Genomic DNA, 26683 nt, shown 5'->3' on the forward strand with positions numbered 1-26683 from the left:
ATACATTTATAATAGAATCAAAATTCCAAATAAAAATTTGTTGAGATTATTTCTTCTTTGGGAAGTTACCTCGTTTAAATGCAATTCCTAATGCTAAACCTTGGGAAAATTGAATTTTACTGTCCTGATCCAAATCATAGATCATCAAACTTGTCAAACTAACGTTTACAAGATTGGATACTTTGGCAGTAAGTCCGAAGTCTAAGCGATGATCTATCGCATCAAAGGCGAAAGTCTCATAATTAGCAAACATCTGGTATCTAATCATCAGCGACAAATTATCCGAGAGTTTCTTATTGTAATCAGCCAACAAACTAAAAGCTAACCATTCAGTACGAACCGTTTCTCCTATTTCCACGCCATAATTGTTAGGAACATTGAGATAGAGGTCTGTATCTGTCACAAAAGTCCATCTTGGAGAAAGTGGAGACATTCTTAAACTAAACTCATCATTTGGTTTATATTCTATACCAAGAGATGTCGTTAGATAGGCTGGATTTGCGAACTTAGAAATCAGCACTTTTTCTTGATCTTCTGGAAATTCGTAGCCAGGTGCAAATTGCGATAGGAAATTAACAGCAAAGAAATAATTCCATTTATCATTGATTTTATAGCCCACTTTAGAATCAAGGAATATTCGGTCATTAGATTTACGGCCATCTTCACCTTTGTTTTTCACGACACCATAAATGAAATCCATGGTATTGTCCCATGACCACTTTTCCTTGGCATAGTTTGCTCTGCCAACCAAATAGATTCCCAGGGCTACAGAATTGACACCACCACCTTGCCAGTTTCCACTAAATGCCGCCTGATTTAAATTCAAACCACCGCTTATTTCTTTAAGCCAATAGCTAGTATCTTGTGGTATTAGCGCAGCTTCTTCCTGTGCAAAAACTTGCCCACAGAATAAAATAATGAGGAAAAATGTAGAAATTCTTTTCATAAGTACTAATGTTTGAATTATTTCATTGTAAAATAAATAGAATACAAATATGGAAAATGACTTGGAAAGAGAATTAATAATTCGGGATTTTTTGGCACGACAGCGCACTACCCTGGCTAATAATAGGACCCTGTTATCATTTATTCGTACTTCTTTGTATTTCTTGGTTTCAGGTACGGCTCTTTTTGAAGTGAAGGAGTTAAACCATGTACGGGATCTGGGGTATTTGGCATTTGGATTGAGCTTAGTTATTCTTATAGTTGGAATTGTTAATTACTTCCGAATCAGACAAAAACTCAAAAAAGGAAACTATCTAAAAATGTAATAAATGACCTTTGAAATAGGACTCGTCTTTTCAATTATTGGTCTCGCTATAATTTTATTTTTTACCGAGAAGTTTACCATTGATACCGTCTCTATAGGCGTAATGGTAGCCTTTCTTCTGACAGGAATTTTGAATGTAGAAGAAGGTCTTTCTGGATTTGCAAATCCAGCAACGATCACCGTTGCTGCTATGTTTGTGGTATCTGCAGCGATTTTCAATACCGGTTTATTGGATAGTTTTACTCAAAAACTAAGTTCCCAAGCTGGAAAAAGCCATACTCATCTCTTATTCACTTTAATGTTGTCTGCCGGTTTTTTATCGGCATTTATTAGCGACACTGCGGTGGTTGCTTTGCTGATGCCTGCTGTGATAAGACTCCATAAGACAGACAACATCGCTCCTTCTAAGCTTCTAATGCCGCTTTCATTTGGAGCCTTGATGGGAGGGATTTGTACACTACTGGGTACTAGTACTAATATTTTGGTAAGTGGTATAGTTGAAAAAGCAGGTCTACCTTCCTTTGGTGTTTTTGAAATGAGTTTGATGGGGCTGGTGTTTTTTGCCACAGGATTAGTCTATATGCTGACTATAGGAAGATGGCTCACACCTAACCGTAAACCAAAATCCGAATTGGGGGATAGCATTCAGCTGGGTAATTACCTTTCCGAATTAATCATTCTTCATGATTTTGAGCAATTAAATGAGCCCCTTTTAAAGCAGAATCTTTTTGAAAAGCTTCCCGTCAAACCCCTTCAAATTATCCGATCAGATGGAAGAAAAGTCCGTGTATATCCAAACACATCAATTCAGGAAGGTGATATCATTCGCATCAATTGTGATAAAGAGACCCTTGAAAAAATAAAAACCCGAAAGGGAATTGAAATAAAGGCTGACTTAAAATGGAATGAAGAAGACATAGTCGATGAGGAAGAACGACTTTATGAAGCGTTGGTAATTCCTAATTCATTTTTGATAGGCGAAAGCATCAAAAGCCTAAATTTCAAGAAAATTTACAATCAAGTTCTAGTCATAGGGATTAGGCATAGATCTGATATGCTCAACTCACTCCTTTCCAAAACAGCCCTACGCGCCGGAGACATCTTGCTTTTGAGAGCAACAGAGGAATCAATTAAAAGTATAGAAACGAGTGATGATCTGCTTTTACTTTCAGAATCAAAAAGTCTTCCTTTCAACAAGATAAAAACTGTAATAACATTAGTCATACTTGCCCTGATCATAGGATTGGCTACAATGGAGGTGTTCCCAATTGTTGTCACGGCAGTCGCAGGCGCGATTGCTTTGATCATGGTAGGTTCAATTAACACTGAACAAGCTTACAAAGCCATAGACTGGAAGGTAATCCTGATGCTTGCCGGGGTTTTATCCATGGGTTTAGCGCTAGAAAAAACTGGTGGGTCTCAACTTATTGGGACATCAATAGTGGAAAGTGTAGGACAGTTTGGTCCAAGAGCGGTCATGAGCGCTTTATTTGCCTTGACTTTCCTGATGACTAATGTGATGTCAAATAATGCAACTGCTGCTTTGCTGGCGCCTATTGCGATCAGTATTGCTACCGCTTTGGATGTAGATTCCAGACCCATGCTGATGGCTGTCACATTCGCTGCCAGTCTGAGTTTCATGACTCCTATGGGCTACCAAACCAATACCATGATCTATACGCCCGGAAACTATAGATTCAGTGATTACATAAGAGTGGGCACTCCGCTCAATCTACTCCTTTGGATCGTTGCGACATTTGGAATCCCTTATTTCTTCCCCTTTTAATAAGCATAAATCCTAAACCGTCTTGTACTTTGAAAAGGATAGCTGCTTTTCCCAAATCAGCTAAAACCAAAAAAAGCATTGAGTGTAGACTCAATGCTTTTTCCTGTTTATCCAAACAGAGACTTGATTTTTAGTCAACAAGCTTCACCTGAAAGACGTTATCTGCATCCAAATTAAAGAATTCTCGGTGCACATTAAATTCAGGTTCGTCTCCTACCGGGTGCTTCGCTAAATACGTACCATCTTCTTGCATGACATAAGCGTTTACATTGTCCTTAAGATTGTAAGCCAGAATATTCATCAACTGCTTTTCGAGCAAAGGAGACTCTACTTTGAATAGTGCTTCCAATCTTTTATCAAAACTACGAACCATCATATCCGCACTTCCAGCGTAAGTTCTTGTGTCTCCATTGTTGTGGAAATAATAAATTCTGGAGTGCTCCAGAAAATCCCCAACTATAGAAAGTACTTCGATATTTTCGCTCAAGCCAATTCTACCTGGTCTGATGCAACAAATCCCTCGAACAATCAACTTAATTGTAACACCTGACTGCGATGCACGATACAAGGCATAAATCATCTCAGAATCCTCCAGAGAGTTTACCTTGATAAAAACACCACTTGGCAATCCATTCCTTGCGTTCTCAGCCTCTTTCTCGATGTACTCTATCAATTGATTCCTCATATCACGAGGTGCAGTGATTAGATTTTGATATTGGGAAGGCATGGAGTGCCCGGTGATTACGTTGAAAAATTCCGAAACATCATTTGCCAAAGTTTCATTGGTAGTCATCAAGCCAATATCAGTGTAAAGCCTTGCTGTGTCTTCATTGTAATTACCCGATCCTAAGTGTACATAGCGGGTAATCTCACCCCCATCCCGCTTCACGATCAGTAGAAGTTTGGTATGAGTTTTCAGATGAGAAATCCCATAAATCACAAAGCAACCTGCCTTCTGAAGTTTCTTCGCTTCACGAATATTATTTTCCTCATCAAATCTAGCTTTGACCTCAAAAAGCACCGAAACGTGTTTCCCATTTTCAGCAGCTTTTAGCAATGCTTTAGTAATCCGGCTTTCCTTCGCAAGACGATAAATTGTCATCTTAATAGCCATTACATCAGGATCTTCAGATGCTTTTTCTATCAAATCTAAAATAGAATCGATGTTATTATATGGATGATGAAGTAGAATATCCTTCTCCTTCAGCACATCAAAAATATCTGCAACACCTTCATCCTGGTAGGAAAGTGGCTTTACTGGATCAGGGATATGAGGTAAACGCTCACGGAATTTTTTATTTCCCACGATCTGCCAAAGACCTGTAAAATCTAGGAGGCTTTCTCTTTTGATCAGAAACACAGAGTCCATTTTGAGATTCCATCTTTCCAAAAGTGAATTCATCATCCACTTGCTGTAACCTTCTTCAATTTCTATTTTTACCACCCTCCCACTCTTTCTTTCCATCAACTTTCGCTTTACTTCTTCCAAGAAGTTCGCGTCCATATCTTCACTTTCTTCCAAGGTAAAGTCGCCATTTCTGGTAATTCGGAAAAGGCTGATCCCTTCGATTTCCACATTTCTGAAAAGTGAAACAATGTTCTCCCTGATTACTTCTTCAATAGGAATTAGGAGTAAAGAGTCTTCTCGCTCGATTTCGAAGAACCTTGGAATATTTGCTGGAATCTGCACAAAACTCATCTTGCGCATATCCTGTCGATCTCCTGGACTTGTGGTTACTACACCAAAAACCAAGAGTTTATTCATCAAAATTGGGAATGTACGATAGCCATCATAAACCATCGGTGTAAGCATGGGATAAATAGCTTTTAAAAAGTAATCCTGTACTTTTTCCTGTTCTTTATCAGTAAGCTTTGAGGTATTGCACAGAACCACCCCCTGTTCCTGAAGCTCAGGCATTATCGTCTGAGTGAAATGTTCATGCTGAGCATCATGAAAAATATGACTATCGTTCATCAATTTAGCCTTGAAGGGCTCTTCCCTCAAGCCAGAGTAATCAACTCTTTCCTTATCGTAATCTAGGTAGTTATAAAGTGATCCTACACGAATCATGAAAAACTCGTCCAGATTGGAGGCTGTAATAGCAAGGAACTTAAGCTTTTCAAAAACACTACGGTGGGATTTTTTGGACTGATCCAACACACGTTCGTTGAATCTTAACCAACTCAAATCTCTACTTACAAGATCACTATGTTGTATAATCGAATCGTATTTTTCAACAACTTCCAATTTCATCACTTTTAAAGTTAATAGTTAGAAGCAAGTTAAGTTATGCTTGCTTAATTTGGGTTTATAATTGTGTTAAGAATTAAAAAAAGGGGCTGAAAAGCCCCTTTGAATGATTAGGTATCGATTTTTGCGTATTTCGCATTTTTCTCGATAAAATCTCTACGCGGGGCAACTTCATCTCCCATTAGCACACTGAAGAGATGATCTGCTTCGGCGGCTGATTCAATATTAACCTGTTTAATCGTTCGAACATTTGGATCCATTGTTGTAGTCCAAAGTTGCTCAGGGTTCATTTCACCAAGACCTTTGTATCGCTGAATACCTACGCTATCTTCTTTACCGTCCTTTGCCATTTCTGCGGTAAGAATTTTTCGTTCCTCCTCAGTCCAGCAGTACCTCTCGTCTTTTCCTCTTTTCAATAAATATAAAGGAGGTAAGGCGATATATACGTACCCGTTTTCGATCAATGTTCTCATGTATCTAAAGAACAAAGTAAGTATCAAGGTTCTAATGTGGGAACCATCAATATCAGCATCCGTCATGATGATGATTTTGTGATATCTTAGACCAGTAAGATCTAATTCTTTATCATCATTCACAGTCCCAAATTTAACCCCAAGCGCAGTCAGAATGTTTTTTATTTCTTCGTTATCGTAGATTTTATGTTCATGCGCTTTTTCTACGTTTAGAATCTTTCCTTTCAAAGGCAAAATAGCCTGGAAATCTCGATCTCGGCCTTGCTTAGCAGAACCACCTGCCGAGTCCCCTTCGACTAGGTATAATTCACATACCGTAGGATCGCTATTTGCACAATCGGCAAGCTTACCTGGAAGACCACCGCCTCCAAGCACATTTTTACGCTGCACCATTTCACGCGCTTTTCTAGCGGCGTGTCTGGCTTGTGCAGCTAATATCACTTTACCAACGATAATCTTAGCCTCTTTTGGATGCTCCTCTAACCAAAATTGTAACGCTTCAGAAACAGCAGAATCCACAGCACCAACTACATCAGAGTTACCCAATTTGGTTTTGGTCTGTCCTTCAAACTGAGGTTCAGCCACTTTCACAGAAATTACTGCTGTAAGACCTTCACGGAAATCATCTCCGGAAACTTCCATCTTTAGCTTTTCCAGCATACCGGACTTATCAGCATAAGATTTTAGCGTTCTAGTCAATGCTCTTCTAAAACCGGAAACGTGGCTACCTCCTTCGTAGGTATTGATGGTGTTCACATAAGACACCACGTTCTCTGAATAAGAACTATTGTAATTCATGGCTACCTGAACAGGCACTCCATTTTTTTCTGTGTCTATTGAAATTGGAGTGTCGATGATTTTCTCACGGCTCACGTCCAAGTACTGAACAAATTCGACCAAGCCACCTTCTGAGTAGAACTCATCAGATTTTACAGACCCATCATCTTCAGTTTCACGAAGATCAGTTAAGAAAATTCTGATACCAGCGTTCAAAAATGACATTTCACGAAGTCTATTCGCAATGGTCTCATACTTGAATTCTGTTATCGCAAAAATGCTTGCATCTGGCTTAAAGTGGATAGTAGTTCCTCTTTTATCTGTAGTTCCAACTTGCTTTGCAGGATACTGAGGAACACCAATTTTAAATTCCTGCTCGGTGATCACACCGTTACGGTACACGGTGGCTTTCAGATCTGTAGAAAGTGCATTCACACAAGACACACCCACTCCGTGCAAACCTCCGGAAACCTTGTATGTATCTTTATCAAATTTACCACCCGCATGAAGTACCGTCAACACCACTTCTAGCGCAGACTTTTTCTCCTTTTCGTGCATGTCGGTAGGAATTCCACGACCGTTATCTTCAACAGTAATTGAATTATCTACATTGACGGTAACTTTAATAGTATCACAATGTCCAGCAAGTGCCTCATCGATAGAGTTATCTACAACTTCCCAAATTAGGTGATGGAGCCCTTTGACCCCAACATCACCGATATACATAGCAGGTCTCTTACGAACCGCTTCGAGGCCTTCTAATACCTGAATATTTCCGGCACCGTATTCGCCTAGATTCTTCGCTTTTTCTTCACTCATATGTTTTGGAGAAAACCCTCAAACTGGGGCTAAAAAGGTGATTTTATGTTCTTTTTAAGATACGGCAAGTTAGGTAAAAAATGTGACTTTACACAGCTTTTCCCGAGGATCAGTAGCACAAAAAAGGATTTCAAAACCAAGCAGTCAACAGGCTGGTTCACAAGGATTTTAGTATTGATTTGTATTCAACATAACTAAAGTACAAGCCGGTAAAACTTCAATTCCTGCAGCTTTAGCTTTCTGAAAAAATATAGGATTTTCGGTTCCTGGATTGAAGATGATTCTTTTCGGCTGCAGACTAATCAAATAATCAATCCACTCTTTCTGATGTGCAGGACCTATGTAGAGCGTGATTGTATGTATATTGTGTAAATCTGGCTTACTTCTAAGATCTAGAATTTTTTGGCCAAAAACTTCTCCTGATTTAATACCAATCGGCAAAAAGGGAATGCCATTATTAGCCAATCTATCTGCAGCAAAATAAGCAAATCTAGATTTGTTTGTTGTAGCTCCTACGATCAATGTTAATTTTTCCATCTTACCGGCTTCCAAAGATTCTATCTCGCTCGAAAGTATCCATATGCCTATGTTTTTTGGTCTCGTAGATATCATCAAGTGTAATCAATATCCCGGTTTCTTCCACTTCACCAAATTCATCATTCAGCGCAGTACCAAAAGTCATCATAGTCGGTGAAAGATTCATATAGGTGTTGATTAGCGGAGGAATATTCTCTCCATAGGTCCGAATCCTGCCATTCAGCAACTTATATCCTTCCTTATATCCCAATCCTTCAAACGGGTTTCCTGCTTTGGGAAGATCTGTTTCATAGCCTAGCCTCAATTTATCTTTTGGCTTCACCAATCCATCTTTATCAGGAAAATAGAAATTCATAAACATCAGCAATAAGTCTCGCGCTTCACGACTAAAGTGTGGGTACATCGTTACCTTTCCGAAAAGATACTTCACCTCTGGGTTCAACAAAACCACAGCTCCCAATCCATCCCAAAGGTTGTCAAGGCTGAAAATGCCTTTCCTATTATCGAGGGCCGGCTGATATTTTGGCTGCACAAAGGATCTTCCAAGCTCGATAGTGTATGGAATATAATCCTGAATAAAGCGCTCAGTGAAATCAAATAAATGGGTGGTGGAAAGATTGATACTTCCGTCCCCATTGATTGAGTTTTTACAATTAATCAATCTGTATCCAGCTACGATTTCTTCATCTTCAGGATTCCAAGTGACCAACTGCTCGTAGCAATTTTGACAAATATCATTTTCATCAAGATCCAACTCCAAGCCAGTCCCTCCTCCTGCAGCTCTAAAAGTCAATTCTCGCAATCTGCCTATTTCTCGAACTACATTCGGAGAATTATGAAAATTAACTAGGTAAACCAGGTTATCCCCATTATTAGTATATCGTAAAAATCGATCCGGAGTCAACTCAGACTTTAAAAGCTCTTTGTCAATTGCCGGAATTATTTCTGCTTCTTTATTCATTCTTTTTACCAAGTTCGTAAACCAAATCCTTCACTTTTTCGGCCCATTGTGCATCCGTTTTGGAGGAGTCAAAGGTCTGATAGGAAATTTGTTTACCTACGGTGATCACCACTTTTTTCCCTTGCTGCTTATACAACTCATCAGCCAGGTACAACATTTCAATATTAGCTTTTATACCTAACCTCTTTCTCCAATAAGCCAAATTGTAGAAAAATTTGGAATTTTTACCTCCAATAAAACAAGGTAGTACATCTTTTTTGTATTTCTTCGCTTTAGAAATAAAGCTCTTTTTCCACTGCAAATCCCGTATTCCAGTTTCATCTTTCCTTGAAACTAGTCCCGCAGGAAAGATTAAGACAGCATAACCACCTGAGTAAGCGGCTTCTATTGCCGCTAAGGTATCTCCGGAATTCTTACCATGCTTGTTGATTGGTATAAATAAGGGATCAAAATTTTTAAGAGCCATCAACAAGTCATTGACAAGAAACCTCATATCCGGTCTCACTTGTCCAATTGCCTTCATCAGCGTTATTCCATCAATTCCGCCTAGAGGATGGTTTGCTGCAATTATAATCCCGCCGGACTTTGGAATATTCTCTGCTCCAACCAACTCAACTTCAATGTTCAGTTCCTTTATTATCCCGTTTCCAAAGTCAAGTCCATGGAGATGATCTACCTTATCCAGTACATCATTCATCCAATCTTCATGCGTTACCCGCTTGATATACCTAAGCAAAAAGCCCGGCATCCACTTCAAAAGCGCAGGGTTTTTGGAAGCAATAGATTTTTCTATGTCAATAAATTTCTTGGACATCTTAGAGCTCAGATTACTGATTGGGCGATGAAATAGAGGTAAACTTGTTCTATCTTCTTTTCTAAATAAAGCTAAAAGTACAAAAAATCAGGTTTAACCTTACGATAGGTAAAGACTGTGGTGATTAGAGTCCTGAAAACCAATCCACTTAATTTGAATCATCACCGAATAGGACCCTGCCCGAATGATGAATTAATCCTATTCTGCCTAATTGAAATCTCTAAAACAACAATTTCATTATCTCGAATCTATTAAACCCTAGGTAAAAAGCCTCCTCTGACCTTGCCTCCAATTAATTTCTTATTTTTGCCTTCCGATAATAACACACCTTATGAGCGAATCCATACTATCACTTTGTCCTGGCCCTTGGAAAGATTACGAACTTATTGACACAGGAGGATTTGAAAAATTAGAGCGCTTTGGAGAGTTTATCCTCAGCAGACCAGAACCGCAGGCAATATGGGACAAAACCCTTCCAGAAAGTGAATGGAGAAATCTAGCTCATGCGCATTTTGCAAAAGAAAAAAGCAATCCTGAAAAAGGAAATTGGGAGCAATTGAAAAAAATGCCTCATAACTGGGCAATTGAATATGACAACCCTGATGGTTTGAGCCTAAAGCTTAATCTTGCTCAAACTTCCTTCAAGCATATCGGCCTTTTCCCTGAGCAAGCTGTCAACTGGGATTACCTATACAAAACCATTAAACGTTCTCCAATATCAAAGCCTAAAGTCCTCAACCTTTTCGCCTATACTGGTGCAGCAAGTGTGGCTGCAAAGGCAGCAGGTGCTGACGTCACGCACTTGGATTCTGTGAAGCAGGTTGTGACCTGGTCTAGACACAACATGGAGTCTTCCGGGCAATCCGACATACGCTGGATGGTGGATGATGCAATGAAATTCATCAAGCGGGAAGCTCGACGAGGCAATAAATACAATGGAATAATCCTGGACCCGCCTGCCTATGGCCGTGGTCCGGATGGAGAAAAGTGGGTGCTGGAAGAGCAGATCAATGAAATGCTAAAAGTATGTGCAGAGATCCTCGACCCAAAAGATCACTTCCTCCTACTCAACATGTACTCCCTGAGCTTCTCATCACTCATCGCTGCCAATTTGATCAATACTACGTTCAAGAATGTGCAGAACGCCGAACATGGAGAACTCTATCTCCAAGACAATCAAAATAAAAAATTACCGCTCGGAATCTTCTTCAGGTTCTCAAGCTTTTGAAACAAACCTCAGTAATGAATAACCGTCAGCTTTTCCTTCAGCATTTAGCACAAACAACAGATTTCCCTTTGATGATAGAAGTGGAAAAGGCAGAGGGAATCTATCTTTTTGGACCCAAGGGAGAAAAATATATAGATCTCATTTCGGGTATTGGAGTTAGTAACGTGGGCCACAGGCACCCAAAAGTGCTGGAAGCAATCCAAGGTCAACTGGATAAATACCTACACCTAATGGTCTATGGAGAGTATGTGCAAAGCCCACAGTCCGAATTGGCCAAGGCACTTTGTGATACGTTACCTGAGCATTTAGATAATGTCTATCTGGTAAATAGTGGAAGCGAGGCAATAGAAGGCGCATTGAAACTGGCAAAGCGATACACGGGAAAGCCAAATTTGATTTCCTGCGTAAATGCCTATCATGGGAGTTCTCATGGCGCTTTGAGTGTGGGTGGAAACGAGATTTTCAAGCAAGCCTACCGTCCACTTCTTCCAGGTATTAGCCATATCAACCATGGAAAAATATCGGATTTAGAAAATATCAATTCTGATACTGCAGCAGTTTTAATTGAAACTGTACAAGGAGAAGCTGGAATCAGGGTTGGGGATAAAGAATATTTTCATGCGCTGAGAAAGCGCTGTGATGAAACAGGCACTTTGTTGATTTTGGATGAGGTGCAGTGTGGATTCGGAAGAACAGGTAAATTCTGGGCGTTCGAGCACTTTGGGTTCGTTCCTGATATCGTTGTTTGCGCCAAAGGAATGGGCGGAGGTATGCCGATTGGGGCATTTATCGCCAATAAAGAAGTAATGGGAGTTTTCAAAAACAACCCAATTCTAGGGCATATCACTACGTTTGGAGGACATCCAGTGAGTGCTGTAGCTTCTTTGGCAACTATCAAGATTCTTTTAGAGGAAAAACTGATAGAGCAAGTGGAAGCAAAGGCAAATCTGATCAAGTCCCTTTTGGTTCATCCAAAAATCAAAGGCATCAGAAATAAAGGTTTACTGATGGCTGTAGAGTTTGAGTCTTTTGATGTGTTGAAACCAATTATCGATACAGCGATTGAAATGGGAGTAATCACCGATTGGTTTTTATTTTGTGACGATTCCATGCGAATCGCACCTCCTTTGACTATAACCAAAGATCAAATACATGAAGCATGTGAAATGATTTTGAGGGCCATAGACCAGGTATTTCCACGATAATGTTCCACCATTTTTTTAAGTCAGAAACTTCTTATTCGCTCAAAGAGTTACAACTACTAAATGACATAAGTATGAAGAATCAAGAAAACAAAAGCTACCCAGGACAAAAATCAGAAGAGGAGTATCGTAAGAACTTAGATGCTGATTCCTATAGAGTTTTGAGAGAAAAAGGAACAGAAAGAGCATTCACGGGGGAATATTACCTGAATAAGGAAACGGGCATTTACGAGTGCAAAGCCTGCGGAAATGAGATTTTTCACTCTTCCAATAAATATGACAGCGGTTGCGGATGGCCGAGTTTTACCAAACCGGTGAAACCAGAAGCAATAGATGTGCACATGGATTATACTCATGGCATGATCCGCGAAGAGATTCTTTGCGCCAATTGCGGTTCGCACTTAGGACATAGATTTCCGGATGGACCGTCAGATCAAGGAGGAATCAGGTATTGTATTAATTCGGTGAGCTTGGATTTTGAGAAAGAAAAGTAATTTCAATTTTGAAACCCTAATCCACTTCCACATCAACCACAACAAAAGCCATCTCATCATCTATGTTTTCAAAAATCCAGATGTTGCCATCTTTGGCAAAATGAACATTGGGAGTTTGAGTCAATTCTGAGATCTGGGCTTCGGCTGTTAAATTGAAATCTTTGTCAAAGATGCTAAGAAAAACCTCAGCACTAGTCGTGACATAGCTATCATATTCATTGAGTTCTTCACTATAATGCTTCTTATCTGAAAATCTGAAATAGCGTTGGTTTTTCTCATCCCAAACAAAGCTTCCATAAGAAATTTCCTCGCCAATCTTCCGTTCAACATCTTTTATGCCTCCTGAGGTATATTCCACAGTCTTGGGTGGTACGTATTCTTTCTCATAACCCAGCAAGGGAGTATCCCATTTTTTTACGCTAACACTATCACTTTTGAAATCAAACATTTGAACTTCGTTGAATGCATTCGAACTGAACAAAAAGTTCCCATTTGCCTGTAATGGATAAGCCCCAGTTCCGTACCCTCCTGCATCATTTCCATTGTAAAGAATCTTAATATACCGCTCAGAATTTTTAACCCAATCAGGGAGCTCAACCTTTTTGTAGGCGCGATCCTTCAAGTCAATATCAAGTATAAAGTCCGTATTAGTTTCCCAATGAGTGACTAAGGCTATATATCGTTCAGGATTGCTTTCATCCTGTTCTAGGGATCGAGCAAAATACTCATTAACACCGAGGTACTCTTCAACTATTTTTTCCAATTCCAAATCTCTAACTAGCTCGCCATTCTGATCAAAAATTTTGTAGAATTGGTAGTGCCAGAAAAGCAGGTTTTGGTTTGGCAAAATTGATAATTGAGGATAATCGCCTATTCCATTAGGACCTTCTTTTTCATATTGGATCTTTTTCTCCAATTTGAGATTATTTAGATCAATTTTCTCAGCCGAATTATTCTTTCTATTGAAATTGAGGAGGTAGCTTTTGTCATCGGACAAACTGGAGGAATACAACTGATCCTGTAAATAAAGAAACTCCTGCCCAGCATCTATCATGACAGTATCCAAAGACACTTTTATCTGATCTGATACGGTCAATTTTACCTCTTCTGATGAAGCACAGGAACTGGCAAGTAATAATAGTAAAATCCCGGTACACAATCTCATAGCATATCCTTTTGAAGTTCAATTAAAAATTTATTGCACTAAAAGGTAATTGATAACTTCCAAATATGCTGAACCTGAGATGTTACAAAAAGTTAAAACTGATTTCAGAATTTAGACCTTAGACTTTAGACTTCAAAGAATCCCCTTCTCTGGATGTCTTCCAGTCACAGTTCTTCCAAAAACTTTCAGTTCCTCAATCTGAGCATCCATATTTCCATCTGGGTAAATCACTGGCCCAATTCCAGCTTCTTTTTTCTTATAATCCAAATACCCAACCACCACTGGAACATTTGCTCCAAGTGCAATATGGTAAAAACCTGATTTCCATTTTTTTACCTGACTTCTAGTGCCCTCAGGAGTAACCATAATTACGAGCTCATCACGCTCGCTGAGCATGGATACCATGGATTCAGTATAAGTCTGTTTTCTACCTCCAGGCACACGCTTTCTATCTATAGCTATTGCCCCTAGCCCACTTAGCAACCAACCCAGTGGGCCTACCATCACTTCTTTTTTGATCGTAAAACGAACAGGGATATCCATCAAGAAAAAAGCTGCACGGGCATACAAAATATCCCAATTGGAAGTATGAGGAATAGCTATAAGTACAGCCTTCTTAAGACCTTCTGGCCAATTATCATTTAGGGACCAACCCGAAAGCCAAAACACAATACGCGACAGAAACTTCATCATGCTTTTATAGATTTATTGGGTTGAATAGCTAATTCTAAAATTGAAGGATTTTCCTCGATATATTTTATGGTGTGATCGTATCCCACACTAAATAATTCAGGCGCCTTTTTGATATCAAAAACCCCATATTTACCCAACTCAGGTGGTTCAATAAAATAATCACACTTAGCTTTTCGGCTATACACATTATAATTCATCGCCATAATCACAGAGCGCTCGATCAGTTTTTTCATATTACTGATATTAGCCTCTTCGGGAAGTTGATTACAATTAACTCCAATCACAATATCGCAAGTCCCATCCAAGGGCTCCACTGGAAGATTATTCAAGACCCCGCCATCCACAAGGTATCGATTGCCTATCACAATAGGATCAAACATTCCCGGAATACAAGAAGAAGCCATGATTGGCCGAATCAACTCACCTTCTGAATAATATCGGACCTTACCCTTTTTGATATCTGTAGCTGCTACAGTCAACGGAATCTGCAACTCCGAAAAATCATCGTGATTAAGGTAGAGTTTGAATAAGCTACCCACGGAATCCATTTTCAAAAAGCCAGTTAAAGAAATTGCCGGGCGCAAAAACTTAAAATAATTAGTCTCTACAATAATTTTTAGAATTTCTTCAGGCTTATAACCTTGACAAAACATCGCTCCAACGATTGCTCCAGCTGAAGTTCCAGATACTTTTGTAGGAATGATACCAGCATCAGTGAGTGCTTTCAACACTCCCAAATGCGCAATCCCACGTACTCCTCCTCCGGAGAGAGCTAACCCGATTTTCATTTTAGATTTCATCAAATCGGAATGTTTGATCTAACCGAACTCCTTTTTCTGTCATTTTAACTGTACAGCATTCGTTAACTGCATCATGTTCCATAAATAAAACATACTCTTCTCTTGCTGCTTCTTCCAAAAACTTGGCTTTTTCGTCCATAGTCAGAAGCGGCCTTGTATCATAGCCCATCACATATGGCAGAGGAATATGACCTACTGAAGGAAGCAAATCGGCCACAAAAACGACCGTTTTTCCCTTGTACTGGATTTTTGGAAGCATCTGCTTATCTGTGTGTCCATCAGCAGTAATAAAATCAAATCCCGGAAGAAATGATTTCCTCTCCATGTCAACGAAGTCTAATTGACCCATTTCCTGCATTGGAAGTATATTCTCTTCTAGAAAAGAGGCTTTTTCGCGAGGATTAGGAACTGTTGCCCACTGCCAATGATCCTTGTTGGACCAATAGGTAGCTCTGGGGAAAGTCATTTCATACTGTCCATGAGACCCATATTTTACTCCGCCTCCACAGTGATCAAAATGCAAATGGGTGAGAAAATTATCTGTTATCTGCTGAGGACTTACACCGAGTTTTCGTAGACTTTTTTCCAGGGAATCATCACCATGTAAATAGTAATGGGAGAAAAATTTCGCATCCTGCTTATCACCTATCCCATTATCAATTAAGACGATTCTATTGCCATCAACCACAAGAAGCGATCTCATAGCCCAGGTACAAAGGTTATTTTCGTCAGCCTGATTTGTGCGCGACCAAAGTGTTTTTGGAACGACGCCAAACATGGCTCCTCCGTCCAATTTGAAAAATCCGGTATTGACTACGTGTAATTCCATGATATGAAAGAAAAATCCCGGACTTTGTAAGAAATCCGGGCTTTAAATATTTTACTCAACAACTACACCCATCGAGCAAAACTTGTCGATGCGCTGTTCTATTCTTTTCTCAGGCTTGATCTTATCCAGTTCCTTCAAGGCTTGAAGAATGGCTTCTTTAAGGGTGATAGCCATTTTCTTCATGTTCTTATGGGCTCCGCCTAAAGGCTCTGGAATTATCCCATCCACTAAGCCATTGCCTTGCATGTCAAGTGCTGTCAGTTTGAGAGACTCTGCAGCTTGCTCCTTGTAATCCCAACTTCTCCAAAGAATAGTGGAACAGTTTTCCGGAGAAATTACAGAATACCAAGAGTTCTCTAGCATCATAACACGATCTCCAATTGCAATACCTAAAGCACCACCTGAAGCACCTTCACCAATGATGATGCAGATCACAGGTACTTTTAGCATAAACATCTCCTTGATATTTCTGGCTATTGCTTCACCTTGGCCTCTTTCTTCAGCTTCCAAACCTGGAAATGCACCAGGAGTATCGATCAAAGTAACAATTGGCTTACCAAATTTCTCTGCCATTTTCATCAGGCGAAGTGCCTTTCTGTAACCTTCAGGATTTGCCATCCCAAAGTTTCTCATTTGGCGCTGCTTGGTATTTCTACCTTTTTGCTGCCCCACGAACATGACAGATCGGCCATCCAAATCGCCAAGACCTCCAACCATAGCTTTGTCATCGGCTACATTTCTATCTCCATGAAGTTCTATAAAATCATTGGTCATCTCATAGATATAATCCAATGCATAGGGTCTTTCAGCATGTCTGGAAAGCTGAACTCGCTGCCAGCGGGTCAGATTTTGAAAGGTTTCTTTTTTCAAAGCAAGAATTTTTTCTTCAAGAGATTCAATATCTGAACTTAAATCAATATTTCTGCCGGTAGCCAACTCCTTCATTTCCTGAAGTTTTTGCTCTAAATCAGCTATAGGTTTTTCGAATTCTAATACCATTTTGGTGATTTTTGGGAAAAACAAAGATAAGCATATACCCTTGGGAATTAAAATTTTTAATGATGTCCCTCGATAATTCAATGAGATAAAATGCAAAAGGGCTAAAACAAAAAAGTCCCGAATTTCTTCGGGACTTTAAGCGGAATGGACGGGACTCGAACCCGCGACCTCCTGCGTGACAGGCAGGCATTCTAACCAGCTGAACTACCACTCCAATGGTTTTAAGCTTTAATCTAATTGTTTTAAATCAATGATCTTTTTCATCAATTTTAAGCGGAATGGACGGGACTCGAACCCGCGACCTCCTGCGTGACAGGCAGGCATTCTAACCAGCTGAACTACCACTCCGTTTGCTTCAAAAAAAGATCGTTTTAGATTTCTCGTCAACTACCCTGTTTTTGAGTGATGCAAAGGTATGTTTTAGATTTGTTAATGCAAAAGTAGATTTAATAATTTGCTTTAATAATTCGTATTAACTTCAATTTCAAGGAGATATTTTTTGATAAATTTTGAATCATTTCCAGTTTATGACGATTCATCACAGCTATTAATCAATTTTACACCTCCTCTTTTTTAATGATTCCCATCAAATAACCTATCTCTGACTCTATCTCTTTAAATCTCCGCTTTACAGATTCTGACTCAAATTCCTCTAAATGCTCCAGTGAACTTGCCATTTTTGCAAGCTTAGGCATTCCAGCAGAAACAGCCGTCCCATAAAGCTTGTGCCCTGCCTCATTTATCAGGTTTAGGTCTTCCTTTTTAAGTAAGTCATTCAGAGACTCCAAAGACCCAGTTAACTCCAGCTTCAAGATTTCTATAATATTCTCTAAAATCTGAGGGTCATTGTCAGTGTAGCTCTTCAACTTTTCCGGATTATAGCGAATATCCTCCTGACCATTGTTATTATCCTGAGACAGCATAATATCCGATTGTGAATCAAGCCATTTATTCAGAACCATAGCAACAGTTTCCTCTACCACAGGTTTGACCACGAAATCGTCCATTCCAGCTGCCAGACATTTATCACGTTCACCCTTTACATTACCCGCAGTAAAAGCAATAATAGGGACATGCCTATCCTTCTCCAACAGCCTAATGTTTTTGGTAGCCTCATATCCATTCATTACAGGCATCTGTACATCCATGAGGATTATATCCGGCAACTGTTTTTGACAATACTCTACAGCTTCAAGACCATTACTCACTTGCACCAATATGGAATTCGGAGCGATTTTGTTTATAATCGTTTTTGCCAGTAGCATGTTCACCAGATTATCTTCCGCTACCAGCACCGTAAATTGTTCCTCAGAACTTTGCGCAATCGCCATTGGGCGCGATTCCTTAAATGACTCTACCGTATAAAGTCTGGATAATGCCTGATAGAAATCATTAATCTTCAAGGGTTTGATCAAACGATGGTGAATATGAAGCTCTCTACTGCTATCTATAATTCTCTGATCATCTGACGAACTATGAAGTAACATGATCGGCTCATGTCCACTCCAAGATGGAAAACCTTCCCTGATTTTACGGATTGTCTCCAGTCCATCCATAAAAGGCATGTGATAATCCATAAGAATCACATCAAACTCCTCACCTGAGGCAAGAATCTGTAAAGCCTCGAACCCATGTGCTGCTTCCTTAGATTTAATATTCTTCAAAAGCAACATTTGCTTGACTATCAGCCTATTATTTTCGTTATCATCAACGATCAGTACATTCTTTATTTTTTCTACATCAAACCAAGCAATTGCATCTCCTTCCTCAGTTTTCAGTTCAACATCAAAGTAAAATGTACTCCCTTCACCTAGCTTGCTTTCCAAATCAAGTTTACTGTCCATTAATCTGAGTAAACTATTTGATATCGTCAGTCCCAGTCCCGTTCCTCCATATTTTTTGGTAGTGGAGCTATCCTCCTGCGAGAATGCCTCGAAAATTTTTGATTGCTTCTCTGCCTTGATTCCAATCCCCGTATCTCTAACTGAAAAGCGGATTTTATGCAAATCTCCCTTAGCTCCTAAGCTCTCTACTTTCAGTTCTATTTCACCCTTTTCGGTGAATTTGGATGCATTTCCCAGGAGGTTCACCAGTATTTGTTTCAAACGAACCGAATCGCCAAAGACAAACCTTGGCAAGTCGTTGGAAATATTCAGCAGCATTTCCAGACCCTTACTTTGGATTTGATAGGTAATAATATCCGTGGCCTGGGAGCACATCTCGTACAGATCGCATTTATCCACATCTAATTCCAGACGTCCAGCCTCAATTTTTGAAAAATCGAGAATGTCATTTATGATACTCAGCAATGCATTTCCTGATTGGTTCACTATGGATAGGTATTGATGCTGAGTTTCGTTGAGATTTGTTTTTAATACTAAATCTGTAAAGCCGATCACACCATTTAGAGGCGTACGAATTTCGTGGCTCATATTTGCAAGAAATTCTGATTTGGCAACACTGGCTTCCTCAGCCTGTATTTTTGCCTTTTTCAACTCTTGGCGCTGCTTAATACTATTCGTAATGTTTTTGGTAAAAAGCATTACGCCTCCGATTTCGCTATCATTGAGATACCATGGCCTTAATTCCCAGGTGACGTATTGTTCTTCTGAATATCCGGATAGATTTATCAGATCCTCTTCCTTTTTTTCAACTGCGCCTTTTAAAATACGCTGATGCCTTTCCTTTCTTTCTTGATCTACAAATGAAAAAATATCATAATGAGATTCACCGATAATCTGCTGATCTTGCAAGCGATAATCCTCTATATAGCGATTGCTGACAGCAATATATTTCATATTGGTATCAAACATTGCTACAGCTGCTGGAGTATGCTGCACAAATGCCGAAAGGCGACTCTTCTCGCTGATCAGATCCAGTTCCATTCTTCGCATATCAGTGATATCTGTTGCAAAGCCTAAATATCCTATAGTCACATGATCAACTCCTTTGATCGGCGTGATTACCAAGGAAACTGTTCTTCTATCGCCAGATTTAGAAATATAGGTCCAATCACGTTGTTCTTTTCCCAGCCTATCAGCCTTCGCATGAAACACTTCCTTTTCATCTATATCATTTCCAAATTCCTGTCTCAAAGCCAAAATATGCTCTTCTAATTCAATCGGGTCATGAAAGAAACTAGGCCGGTGTTTACCAATCATTTCTTCAGCAGTATAGCCAAGCATTTTCTCCGCCCCTGAATTAAAAACAGAAATATATCCAGTTTTGTCAGTTGCGATTATACTCACTTCAGAAGATGCCTCAAATACATCATCTAGCACCTTTCTGGTATGCTCTAAGTCTAATTGGGCCCTTTTACTTTCATCTATATCCTGAAACGTCCCGAAAACTCTTACACATTTTTCATCAATAAATTCCATTTGGCCAATTGCCCGGACCCAAATTTCATTCCCTTTGGCTGTAATAAGCTGCAAGTCCTCATCCCATCCTTCCCCTGTCTCTATGCCGTGTTGAAGCGCATTGGTAATCGTATTACGGCTTTCTCCCTCTTTATAAAAATTAATCCCAGTAGAAATGTCAGGGACAAAATCGAAAGGAACTTCATGGATAATCTTGGTCATTGGACTCCAGTAAACTTCCTGAGTAATTAGGTCAACGTTCCATCCACCGACTCTCGCTACTTTACCTGTCTCTTCTAAAAGTTCTCTAGTTCGCGTTAAATCTGCCTCCAATTGAACACGTTTAGTAATATCAATAGCATTCCCTATCACATACACTCCAGCTCCAAAAGGATCCTTCTCAATGACGTTATTGAACATCCAAATCAGCTGAGACCCCTCTTTATCATGGGTGATCATTTGTCCAGAGGCTTTGCCCTCCTTTTGAACAGTTAATAAGTATTGATTTATTAATTCATGACGATTTTCTGGTACAATATCATACAAGCTTTTTCCGATAATCTCGCTCGCACTATATCCTATTTTCCTTGCTCCAGCCTCATTTACTGAGAGAAAAACACCTTTCAAATCATGTGTACACATCAAGCCTTGAGAGTTTTCAAAAAATACCCGTAGCCTTGCCTCGCTATGAGCTAATTGCTGTTCCTTTGCTTGAGAATCAGTGACATCCCTACCAATACTATAAATGTTTCCTGTCTTAGGATCTGGAGTAGACATCCAAGATAAAACCTTGTAAGTCCCGTCTTTGCATAAAAACCTATTTGAAAATTCTACTGAAGAATCCCCTTTAGTCAATTTCGAAAACTTTCTAATTGACTTTTTAATGTCTTTGGGATGAATCAATTCGAAAAAAGATCTTTTTAATAAGACTTCATCATCCCAACCCAATAAATGAGTAAATGAAGGATTAATTTTCTTGAAATAACCATCTGTGTTTGCTACACAAATCAAATCATTAGATAGGTTAAACAATTTCTCCACAGTACTGAATTCAGCAATCAACTGTCGCTCTTGGATAATGATCACTGCCTCACTCACCAATAATTCTAGTCCTGTTTTGGCTTTCTCATTAAGGGAAATAGGGTCACTTCCTACTAGTACCAAGCAGCCTTTGGCTACGCCAAATTCATTAATCAATGGAAGGCAAACAAAGAAACCAATACCATGGGATTGTAATGAGCTCTTGAACTTTTCAGAAAGTGAAAGTTCATGAACATTAAAAGAAGCAAAAGCTGAATCCTGATGTAATGCTTGACTTTTGAAAAAAGTAAGGAGTTCATCATTATCGATATTAATCCCAGTTTCTACTTTGAAACCAACCGTATCTGTGCCTTCAATTAGAATCAGTGCATTTTCGGTGCCTGACACTATAGCACTCAACTGGCAAACTCTATACAAAGAAACATCCTGGGTAGGATCTAGATTTTGATAGCTATTAACACGTGGTGATTCTAACTCTGTTTTTCCGTAGGCGGAACTATTACCCATAACTCACAATTGGTTTTCTCATAAAGTAATCAAATCCTACCTATGGAATGATCTCTATTGGGCAGCCAAATTATTACTCTTTAGCAACAATAAAAATTAATTGAACGCTAATAAAAAACCTTTCCAAAATGCTCTCATGCAGTTATTTAATAGCCTAATACGGCTATACACTATAAAATGCCTATTGAATCACCGAATCCGATTTTCATATTTTAGGATGGTATTTAAACAAGAAAAACCCTCTTGATGATTTTTTTCACCTCAAGAGAGTCCTTTTCACTTTATAGAAATTTTAGCGTTTAATTGTCACGCAGAATCACAAAGTCATTTGCCAGTTCCAGCTATCTCTTAGCGAGTCTTCCAGGGAATAACTTGGATGCCAATTGAGTACAGAATTGATTTTAGCAGTATCTGCCCAGATCTTTACAATGTCACCCGGCCTTCTTGCACCTATTTCAAAATTTACTTTTACCCGATTGACTTTTTCAAATGTCCTAATGACTTCCAAAACAGTATTTCCGTTTCCAGTGCCTACATTAAAAACATCATAGAAATCATCCTGCTGCTCACCCAAATAGGCCAAAGCTTTTACGTGAGCATCCGCTAAATCCATCACATGGATAAAATCACGAACACAAGAACCATCCATAGTATCATAATCATCTCCAAAAACAGTAAGCTTCTCACGAATACCCGCAGCAGTCTGTGTGACAAAAGGAACCAAGTTGGCGGGTGTGCCTATTGGTAACTCACCAATTTTTCCACTTGGATGAGCTCCTACCGGATTGAAATACCTGAGAGAAATCACGCGGATACCTGCTTGACTTTTCACAAAATCCATCAATATATCCTCACATATTTTTTTGGTGTTTCCATAAGGGCTTTCGGCATCTTGTCTAGGTGTTTCTTCAGTCACAGGCAATACTTCGGGCTGTCCATATACCGTACAAGAAGAAGAAAAAACCAAATCTTTAATTCGATTGGCTTTCATGAAATCCAATATGGTAACCAGGGAAAGAATATTGTTTTGGTAATATTTTAATGGGAAAATTGTACTCTCGCCTACTGCTTTAAAGGCAGCAAAATGAATTACCCCTGAGAGCTCAAAGTCTGAAGCAATTTTATCCAAGAGACTTTTATCACTGCAGTCCCCCTTATAAAAGGTAAGCTTTCTGCCAGTGATCTCTTCCAGTCGATCCAAAACCTTTTCCTCAGAATTGGATAAATCGTCGATGATAATCGGATTGTAACCTGCTTCAATTAATTGAACCGCTGTGTGTGAACCAATGTATCCGGCTCCCCCGGTGATTAAAATATTCTTCATTTATGTTTAAAAGTTTGAGCTTACAAAACTATCCAATTGCATGGATTATAGAATTCTTTTAAGAATAGATTTGGGTAAAGACTTTATAGAAATGTCAGATCAAAAGGATAATGTATGACCCTACCCATCTAAATGCTGATCATTTAATTAACAGGAAAGTCCCTCTTTTTTCCACACGTTGAATCTCTTCCTCTAAAGGAAAGCTATACTGCATTAGGAAGGTGTAGGTTCCCAAAGATGCATTTTCACCATTCACCATTCCATTCCAGCCTTCTTTGCCTTGGTAGATCAATTGCCCCCATCGGTTAAAAATCCAGAGGTCAAAATCGATCTCACAATTTGAAACACCTTCAAAAAGACCTCCGTCTTTTGAAGGATTATACCCTGTAGGCATTCGCACCTCTGGAGCTTTTTCAGTGACTATTCCAGTTCCTAGACTCACACAGCCGGAAGCATCTGTGACTGAAATAGGATAAGCGCCTTTTCCTAAACCTGTAATTGAATTACCAGATTGATTTTGCTCATCCCACAAATAGACATAAGGAGCATTGCCTCCTGCCGGAAAAGCAAACAACTCTCCATTACTTCCGCCTGGACAAGCTGGTTTGGTCAGTCTTACATCCACATCTAAAGCGCGAGGTGAACTTATTTCGAAATTAAGAGGAACAGAACATCCATTCTGATCTGTAACAGTAAGTTCATAAATCCCTTGCGCAACATCTGCCAAATTCAAACTACCTGTGAACTCTACCCCATCTTCCAGATCAATAATATAAGGTGCAGTACCTCCTCTTACGTTCAAGTTTAATATGCCATCTCTTTTCCCATAACAACTCACACCAGCCACATCAAAAGAAACCAACTCCAATACAGGCGGCTCCTTAATCTCTAGGTTTTCCAGCATTCTTTCACAACCTAATTGATCTGTGACTGTAACCGAGTAAATACCAGCAGACAAACCTTCTGCGGTGGAAGCATTTAAAGTAGGGTCATGAGACCAGGAAAAATTAAAGGGTGCAACACCGCCTGTAATATCCAAAACTATTTGCCCATTGAATTCACTAAAGCATTTGACGTCATCTATGCTAGCCACCGTCAGCAGGAACTCTTCTTCTACGTTTACTTCTACCGGATCAGAAGTTCCTTCACAGTATTGATCAACCAAACTATAGGTCAAATAGCTTACGGTTCCGACTATCCCAGGCACATTCCAGCTGATTTCAACGGTACTTTCATTTAGTCCAGATACAATCTCTCCTCCAGTTACCATCCATTCATAACCTCTACTGCTTGATGAGTTTGGTGCAGAATAAAAGTGAGTAGCGAGCGGGTCAAAACACACATCCAAATTACCGATAGGCTCTTCTGCATCCAGCTCAATATTGATGACTACATCCAAAGTAAGAGATTCTAGCACACAGCCGTTGGTACTGATTGGATTAGCCGTGATACTTGCGTTAGGATTTGATGGTCCCCAATTGACCAGTACAGAATCTCCGTAATTTTGAACAACTGAACCTCCTATTACTTCAAAAGTCACAGATCCAATATTTTCCTGTGAGCTAAGCTTATAAATCAGTTCCTCCACATCTGGACAAACAGAATTAGCTCCAAGTAGCTCAGCTTGTGACTCTAGCACTTCTACTTCAAAGGTCTCTTCCTCTTGCTGATCACAGGTATTTGGACTGATTGAAGCAGTGACTGTAACTTCGTAAACTCCTGCCTCAGTAAAGATATGGGGCACTTCTTGACCTTCTTGGAGGGCAGAGCCATCTCCAAAATCCCAAGTAAAATAAGTAAAGGCTTCATTTTCCGGCTCAATACTCCAAGTGCCTTCCTGATCTAGGCAAGCGGTCCTTTCGCCTATCACTTCAAACTCATAGTCAGCCAGTATCTCAAAATTGAGATTATCCAGAGCCGCCCCTACCGCATACCCATAAGATTCCAAAAAGCCAAAACCATACACATAGGCTATAAAGCCTTCAGGATTTGTCAACTGGTGTACTCCTTGGAAAATCCGGATGCGGGCATAATAAAAAGAGGCATTGCCTGGAACCACTGAAAATGAAGCTCCTATATTACTTCCATCCAAAATTGTTTGGTTTTGCGCACCGGCTGGAACCACTATATTCACATAATGATCTTGGATAGACTGAAGTGAAAGTGCAGAAAATTTCACACTCTTAAGAAGCTGCTCATTTGGGCTATAAGAAATCATAAAAGGATCACCCTGATCGAACAATGGCTGGGTTACTTGATTGCACTCTTGACTTTTGGCCAGGACTGTCACAGAGGAAGGCTTGCTTGTCTCAATCGAAACTGTCTCATCTGGAGCAAAGTCAAAGGTCAAAAATTGAGTTGCACCTATGATACCTCGGCTATTTCCATTGACAAATACCTCCGTATTGTCCTCTGCCGCCAGAACCTTCACCAGTTCTCCTGAGGATCTTCCTTCCAAGGCTACGTGAATATAGGACTGACCCCAGGTAGATATAGGGTAAGCCTGCTGAAATAAGTTGTCGTTAGCTGCGCCACAATTACCAACAGAAGTCCACTTATTTCCTCCGAAAACAGCTATTTTCTTACAGGAATTGGCATCATCTCCGATTACCCGTACGCGGGTTCCAGTCAGATCAAAGCGCTCTTTAATCTGGTAACTTTGGCCACGGTTAAGTCTCTGGGTAAATGGCACAGAACTATTACTTCTGGTAATTTCAATCTCAGTATCATCCTCAGTGGCAATCACCAGCATCAAACTTTCATTATCAATATTACCATCATACTCCACTGGGTAGGTAAGGCGCTCGAAATGTGAGGTAATCAAGTAATCTTTACCCAAAGCACTTACTGGAAGCACAACTGTCCCATCAGCACTTCTTACCCGCTCATTAAAGGCATACACAGATAAATTTCCTGTGGAAGAAATGAAAACCCCTTTGTTCTCTACGATTCCAGATCCCCGATGAAAAACATCTATGTCCTGGGAATCAACTATCAAAGTAAAGCGCTCTCCTTCATTCAGGGATTGTGAGCTGGTATTCCCAAGGTATTCTATGGTGAAATCAGCAGCTTCCACAGCTGTAATCTCCAACATTGCTCTATCAGTAGCTCCCGGTAAAATCCGATTGTTTTCCATATAGCCTACCCAAAATTCCTTACCTACAGTAGAGATCTGCGCATGCGAAAAAAAAGCAAAGAATTGCAAGCAAAACACAAAGCACACTACACGGTAAAGTCTCTCCATATGGTCTAATTGGGCAGATTGAAGATCCAATATAGGCAACTGCAAAGGATTAAACACCTCCGTTGATACAAAGCTTCCTAGCTATCTTTCAAAAGCTTGGGAATCACTTA

At 39.7% G+C, this 26683-nt stretch carries 19 protein-coding genes and 2 tRNA genes; 5 read left to right on the forward strand and 16 right to left on the reverse strand.

The features are described from left to right. Positions 1 to 46 precede the first annotated feature (46 nt). Positions 47 to 946: a DUF3078 domain-containing protein gene (locus ACPUEN_RS06305; protein WP_425639262.1), complete on the reverse strand. Its 900-nt coding sequence runs from the start codon at positions 944 to 946 to the stop codon at positions 47 to 49. Positions 947 to 995: 49 nt separating this feature from the next. On the opposite strand from ACPUEN_RS06305, the gene ACPUEN_RS06310 reads away from it, so the two are divergent. Further along, positions 996 to 1271 carry a YidH family protein gene (locus tag ACPUEN_RS06310; protein ID WP_111611200.1) on the forward strand — a complete coding sequence of 92 codons (276 nt, stop codon included), beginning with the start codon at positions 996 to 998 and terminating at the stop codon, positions 1269 to 1271. Positions 1272 to 1274: 3 nt separating this feature from the next. Then, complete coding sequence (locus ACPUEN_RS06315; protein ID WP_425639263.1) at positions 1275 to 3056, forward strand: SLC13 family permease; 1782 nt, start codon at positions 1275 to 1277, stop codon at positions 3054 to 3056. 130 nt (positions 3057 to 3186) lie between these two features. Here ACPUEN_RS06315 and ppk1 read toward each other — a convergent pair whose 3' ends face one another. From ppk1 to ACPUEN_RS06340, 5 genes are all read right to left on the reverse strand, one after another. Next, positions 3187 to 5310 carry a polyphosphate kinase 1 gene (ppk1, locus tag ACPUEN_RS06320; RefSeq protein WP_425639264.1) on the reverse strand — a complete coding sequence of 708 codons (2124 nt, stop codon included), beginning with the start codon at positions 5308 to 5310 and terminating at the stop codon, positions 3187 to 3189. Positions 5311 to 5417: 107 nt separating this feature from the next. Further along, positions 5418 to 7376 (reverse strand): DNA topoisomerase (ATP-hydrolyzing) subunit B, encoded by a 1959-nt coding sequence (gene gyrB, locus ACPUEN_RS06325; RefSeq protein ID WP_425639265.1) that lies wholly within the window; start codon positions 7374 to 7376, stop codon positions 5418 to 5420. Between the two features lie 168 nt (positions 7377 to 7544). Further along, positions 7545 to 7913, reverse strand: coding sequence for a CoA-binding protein (locus ACPUEN_RS06330; protein ID WP_425639266.1), 369 nt, complete (start codon positions 7911 to 7913; stop codon positions 7545 to 7547). A 1-nt stretch (position 7914) separates the two neighbouring features. Next, the gene (locus ACPUEN_RS06335) at positions 7915 to 8874 is read right to left on the reverse strand and encodes a GNAT family N-acetyltransferase (protein WP_425639267.1); all 960 of its coding nucleotides are present in this window, start codon (positions 8872 to 8874) and stop codon (positions 7915 to 7917) included. Continuing rightward, positions 8867 to 9688 (reverse strand): 1-acyl-sn-glycerol-3-phosphate acyltransferase, encoded by an 822-nt coding sequence (locus ACPUEN_RS06340; RefSeq protein WP_425639268.1) that lies wholly within the window; start codon positions 9686 to 9688, stop codon positions 8867 to 8869. The genes ACPUEN_RS06335 and ACPUEN_RS06340 overlap by 8 nt, the downstream gene beginning before the upstream one ends. Positions 9689 to 10019: 331 nt before the next feature. Between ACPUEN_RS06340 and ACPUEN_RS06345 the strand changes: the two genes are divergently transcribed. From ACPUEN_RS06345 to msrB, 3 genes are all read left to right on the forward strand, one after another. Further along, positions 10020 to 10916 carry a class I SAM-dependent methyltransferase gene (locus ACPUEN_RS06345; RefSeq protein ID WP_425639269.1) on the forward strand — a complete coding sequence of 299 codons (897 nt, stop codon included), beginning with the start codon at positions 10020 to 10022 and terminating at the stop codon, positions 10914 to 10916. Between the two features lie 14 nt (positions 10917 to 10930). Then, positions 10931 to 12121: an aspartate aminotransferase family protein gene (locus tag ACPUEN_RS06350; protein WP_425639270.1), complete on the forward strand. Its 1191-nt coding sequence runs from the start codon at positions 10931 to 10933 to the stop codon at positions 12119 to 12121. A gap of 71 nt (positions 12122 to 12192) precedes the next feature. Next, on the forward strand, positions 12193 to 12612 hold the full coding sequence (msrB, locus tag ACPUEN_RS06355; RefSeq protein ID WP_425639271.1) for a peptide-methionine (R)-S-oxide reductase MsrB: 420 nt from the start codon (positions 12193 to 12195) through the stop codon (positions 12610 to 12612). Positions 12613 to 12628: 16 nt separating this feature from the next. Here the strand turns inward: msrB and ACPUEN_RS06360 are convergent, their stop codons facing one another. The 10 genes from ACPUEN_RS06360 to ACPUEN_RS06405 form a co-directional block, all read right to left on the reverse strand. Then, positions 12629 to 13777, reverse strand: a complete 1149-nt coding sequence (locus ACPUEN_RS06360) for a DUF4221 family protein (RefSeq protein ID WP_425639272.1) — start codon at positions 13775 to 13777, stop codon at positions 12629 to 12631. A 132-nt stretch (positions 13778 to 13909) separates the two neighbouring features. Beyond that, positions 13910 to 14470, reverse strand: coding sequence for a 1-acyl-sn-glycerol-3-phosphate acyltransferase (locus ACPUEN_RS06365; RefSeq protein ID WP_425639273.1), 561 nt, complete (start codon positions 14468 to 14470; stop codon positions 13910 to 13912). Continuing rightward, complete coding sequence (locus tag ACPUEN_RS06370) at positions 14467 to 15270, reverse strand: patatin-like phospholipase family protein (protein ID WP_425639274.1); 804 nt, start codon at positions 15268 to 15270, stop codon at positions 14467 to 14469. The genes ACPUEN_RS06365 and ACPUEN_RS06370 overlap by 4 nt, the downstream gene beginning before the upstream one ends. Beyond that, complete coding sequence (locus ACPUEN_RS06375; protein ID WP_425639275.1) at positions 15260 to 16099, reverse strand: MBL fold metallo-hydrolase; 840 nt, start codon at positions 16097 to 16099, stop codon at positions 15260 to 15262. Before ACPUEN_RS06375 ends, ACPUEN_RS06370 begins: the two co-directional genes overlap by 11 nt. Before the next feature lie 51 nt (positions 16100 to 16150). Then, complete coding sequence (locus tag ACPUEN_RS06380; protein WP_425639276.1) at positions 16151 to 17098, reverse strand: acetyl-CoA carboxylase carboxyltransferase subunit alpha; 948 nt, start codon at positions 17096 to 17098, stop codon at positions 16151 to 16153. 140 nt (positions 17099 to 17238) lie between these two features. Then, positions 17239 to 17312: transfer RNA gene (locus tag ACPUEN_RS06385), tRNA-Asp, on the reverse strand. Between the two features lie 60 nt (positions 17313 to 17372). Then, positions 17373 to 17446 (reverse strand) — tRNA-Asp (locus ACPUEN_RS06390). 209 nt (positions 17447 to 17655) lie between these two features. After that, positions 17656 to 22005 (reverse strand): PAS domain S-box protein, encoded by a 4350-nt coding sequence (locus ACPUEN_RS06395; protein WP_425639277.1) that lies wholly within the window; start codon positions 22003 to 22005, stop codon positions 17656 to 17658. 316 nt (positions 22006 to 22321) lie between these two features. Beyond that, entirely contained in the window at positions 22322 to 23329 is a 1008-nt protein-coding gene (galE, locus tag ACPUEN_RS06400; protein WP_425639278.1) for a UDP-glucose 4-epimerase GalE, read from the reverse strand. A gap of 139 nt (positions 23330 to 23468) precedes the next feature. Next, positions 23469 to 26573 carry a PKD domain-containing protein gene (locus ACPUEN_RS06405; protein ID WP_425639279.1) on the reverse strand — a complete coding sequence of 1035 codons (3105 nt, stop codon included), beginning with the start codon at positions 26571 to 26573 and terminating at the stop codon, positions 23469 to 23471. Positions 26574 to 26683: the final 110 nt, after the last annotated feature.

It is taken from the genome of Algoriphagus yeomjeoni (genome assembly GCF_049821175.1).
Classification (GTDB): Bacteria; Bacteroidota; Bacteroidia; order Cytophagales; family Cyclobacteriaceae; genus Algoriphagus; species Algoriphagus yeomjeoni_A.

Bases quoted from the DNA above. Each gene is read 5' to 3' on its own strand.
- ACPUEN_RS06305 (WP_425639262.1), bottom strand. From the start codon at position 946: ATGAAAAGAATTTCTACATTTTTCCTCATTATTTTATTCTGTGGGCAA.
- ACPUEN_RS06310 (WP_111611200.1), top strand. From the start codon at position 996: ATGGAAAATGACTTGGAAAGAGAATTAATAATTCGGGATTTTTTGGCA.
- ACPUEN_RS06315 (WP_425639263.1), top strand. From the start codon at position 1,275: ATGACCTTTGAAATAGGACTCGTCTTTTCAATTATTGGTCTCGCTATA.
- ppk1 (WP_425639264.1), bottom strand. From the start codon at position 5,310: ATGAAATTGGAAGTTGTTGAAAAATACGATTCGATTATACAACATAGT.
- gyrB (WP_425639265.1), bottom strand. From the start codon at position 7,376: ATGAGTGAAGAAAAAGCGAAGAATCTAGGCGAATACGGTGCCGGAAAT.
- ACPUEN_RS06330 (WP_425639266.1), bottom strand. From the start codon at position 7,913: ATGGAAAAATTAACATTGATCGTAGGAGCTACAACAAACAAATCTAGA.
- ACPUEN_RS06335 (WP_425639267.1), bottom strand. From the start codon at position 8,874: ATGAATAAAGAAGCAGAAATAATTCCGGCAATTGACAAAGAGCTTTTA.
- ACPUEN_RS06340 (WP_425639268.1), bottom strand. From the start codon at position 9,688: ATGTCCAAGAAATTTATTGACATAGAAAAATCTATTGCTTCCAAAAAC.
- ACPUEN_RS06345 (WP_425639269.1), top strand. From the start codon at position 10,020: ATGAGCGAATCCATACTATCACTTTGTCCTGGCCCTTGGAAAGATTAC.
- ACPUEN_RS06350 (WP_425639270.1), top strand. From the start codon at position 10,931: ATGAATAACCGTCAGCTTTTCCTTCAGCATTTAGCACAAACAACAGAT.
- msrB (WP_425639271.1), top strand. From the start codon at position 12,193: ATGAAGAATCAAGAAAACAAAAGCTACCCAGGACAAAAATCAGAAGAG.
- ACPUEN_RS06360 (WP_425639272.1), bottom strand. From the start codon at position 13,777: ATGAGATTGTGTACCGGGATTTTACTATTATTACTTGCCAGTTCCTGT.
- ACPUEN_RS06365 (WP_425639273.1), bottom strand. From the start codon at position 14,470: ATGATGAAGTTTCTGTCGCGTATTGTGTTTTGGCTTTCGGGTTGGTCC.
- ACPUEN_RS06370 (WP_425639274.1), bottom strand. From the start codon at position 15,270: ATGAAATCTAAAATGAAAATCGGGTTAGCTCTCTCCGGAGGAGGAGTA.
- ACPUEN_RS06375 (WP_425639275.1), bottom strand. From the start codon at position 16,099: ATGGAATTACACGTAGTCAATACCGGATTTTTCAAATTGGACGGAGGA.
- ACPUEN_RS06380 (WP_425639276.1), bottom strand. From the start codon at position 17,098: ATGGTATTAGAATTCGAAAAACCTATAGCTGATTTAGAGCAAAAACTT.
- ACPUEN_RS06395 (WP_425639277.1), bottom strand. From the start codon at position 22,005: ATGGGTAATAGTTCCGCCTACGGAAAAACAGAGTTAGAATCACCACGT.
- galE (WP_425639278.1), bottom strand. From the start codon at position 23,329: ATGAAGAATATTTTAATCACCGGGGGAGCCGGATACATTGGTTCACAC.
- ACPUEN_RS06405 (WP_425639279.1), bottom strand. From the start codon at position 26,573: ATGGAGAGACTTTACCGTGTAGTGTGCTTTGTGTTTTGCTTGCAATTC.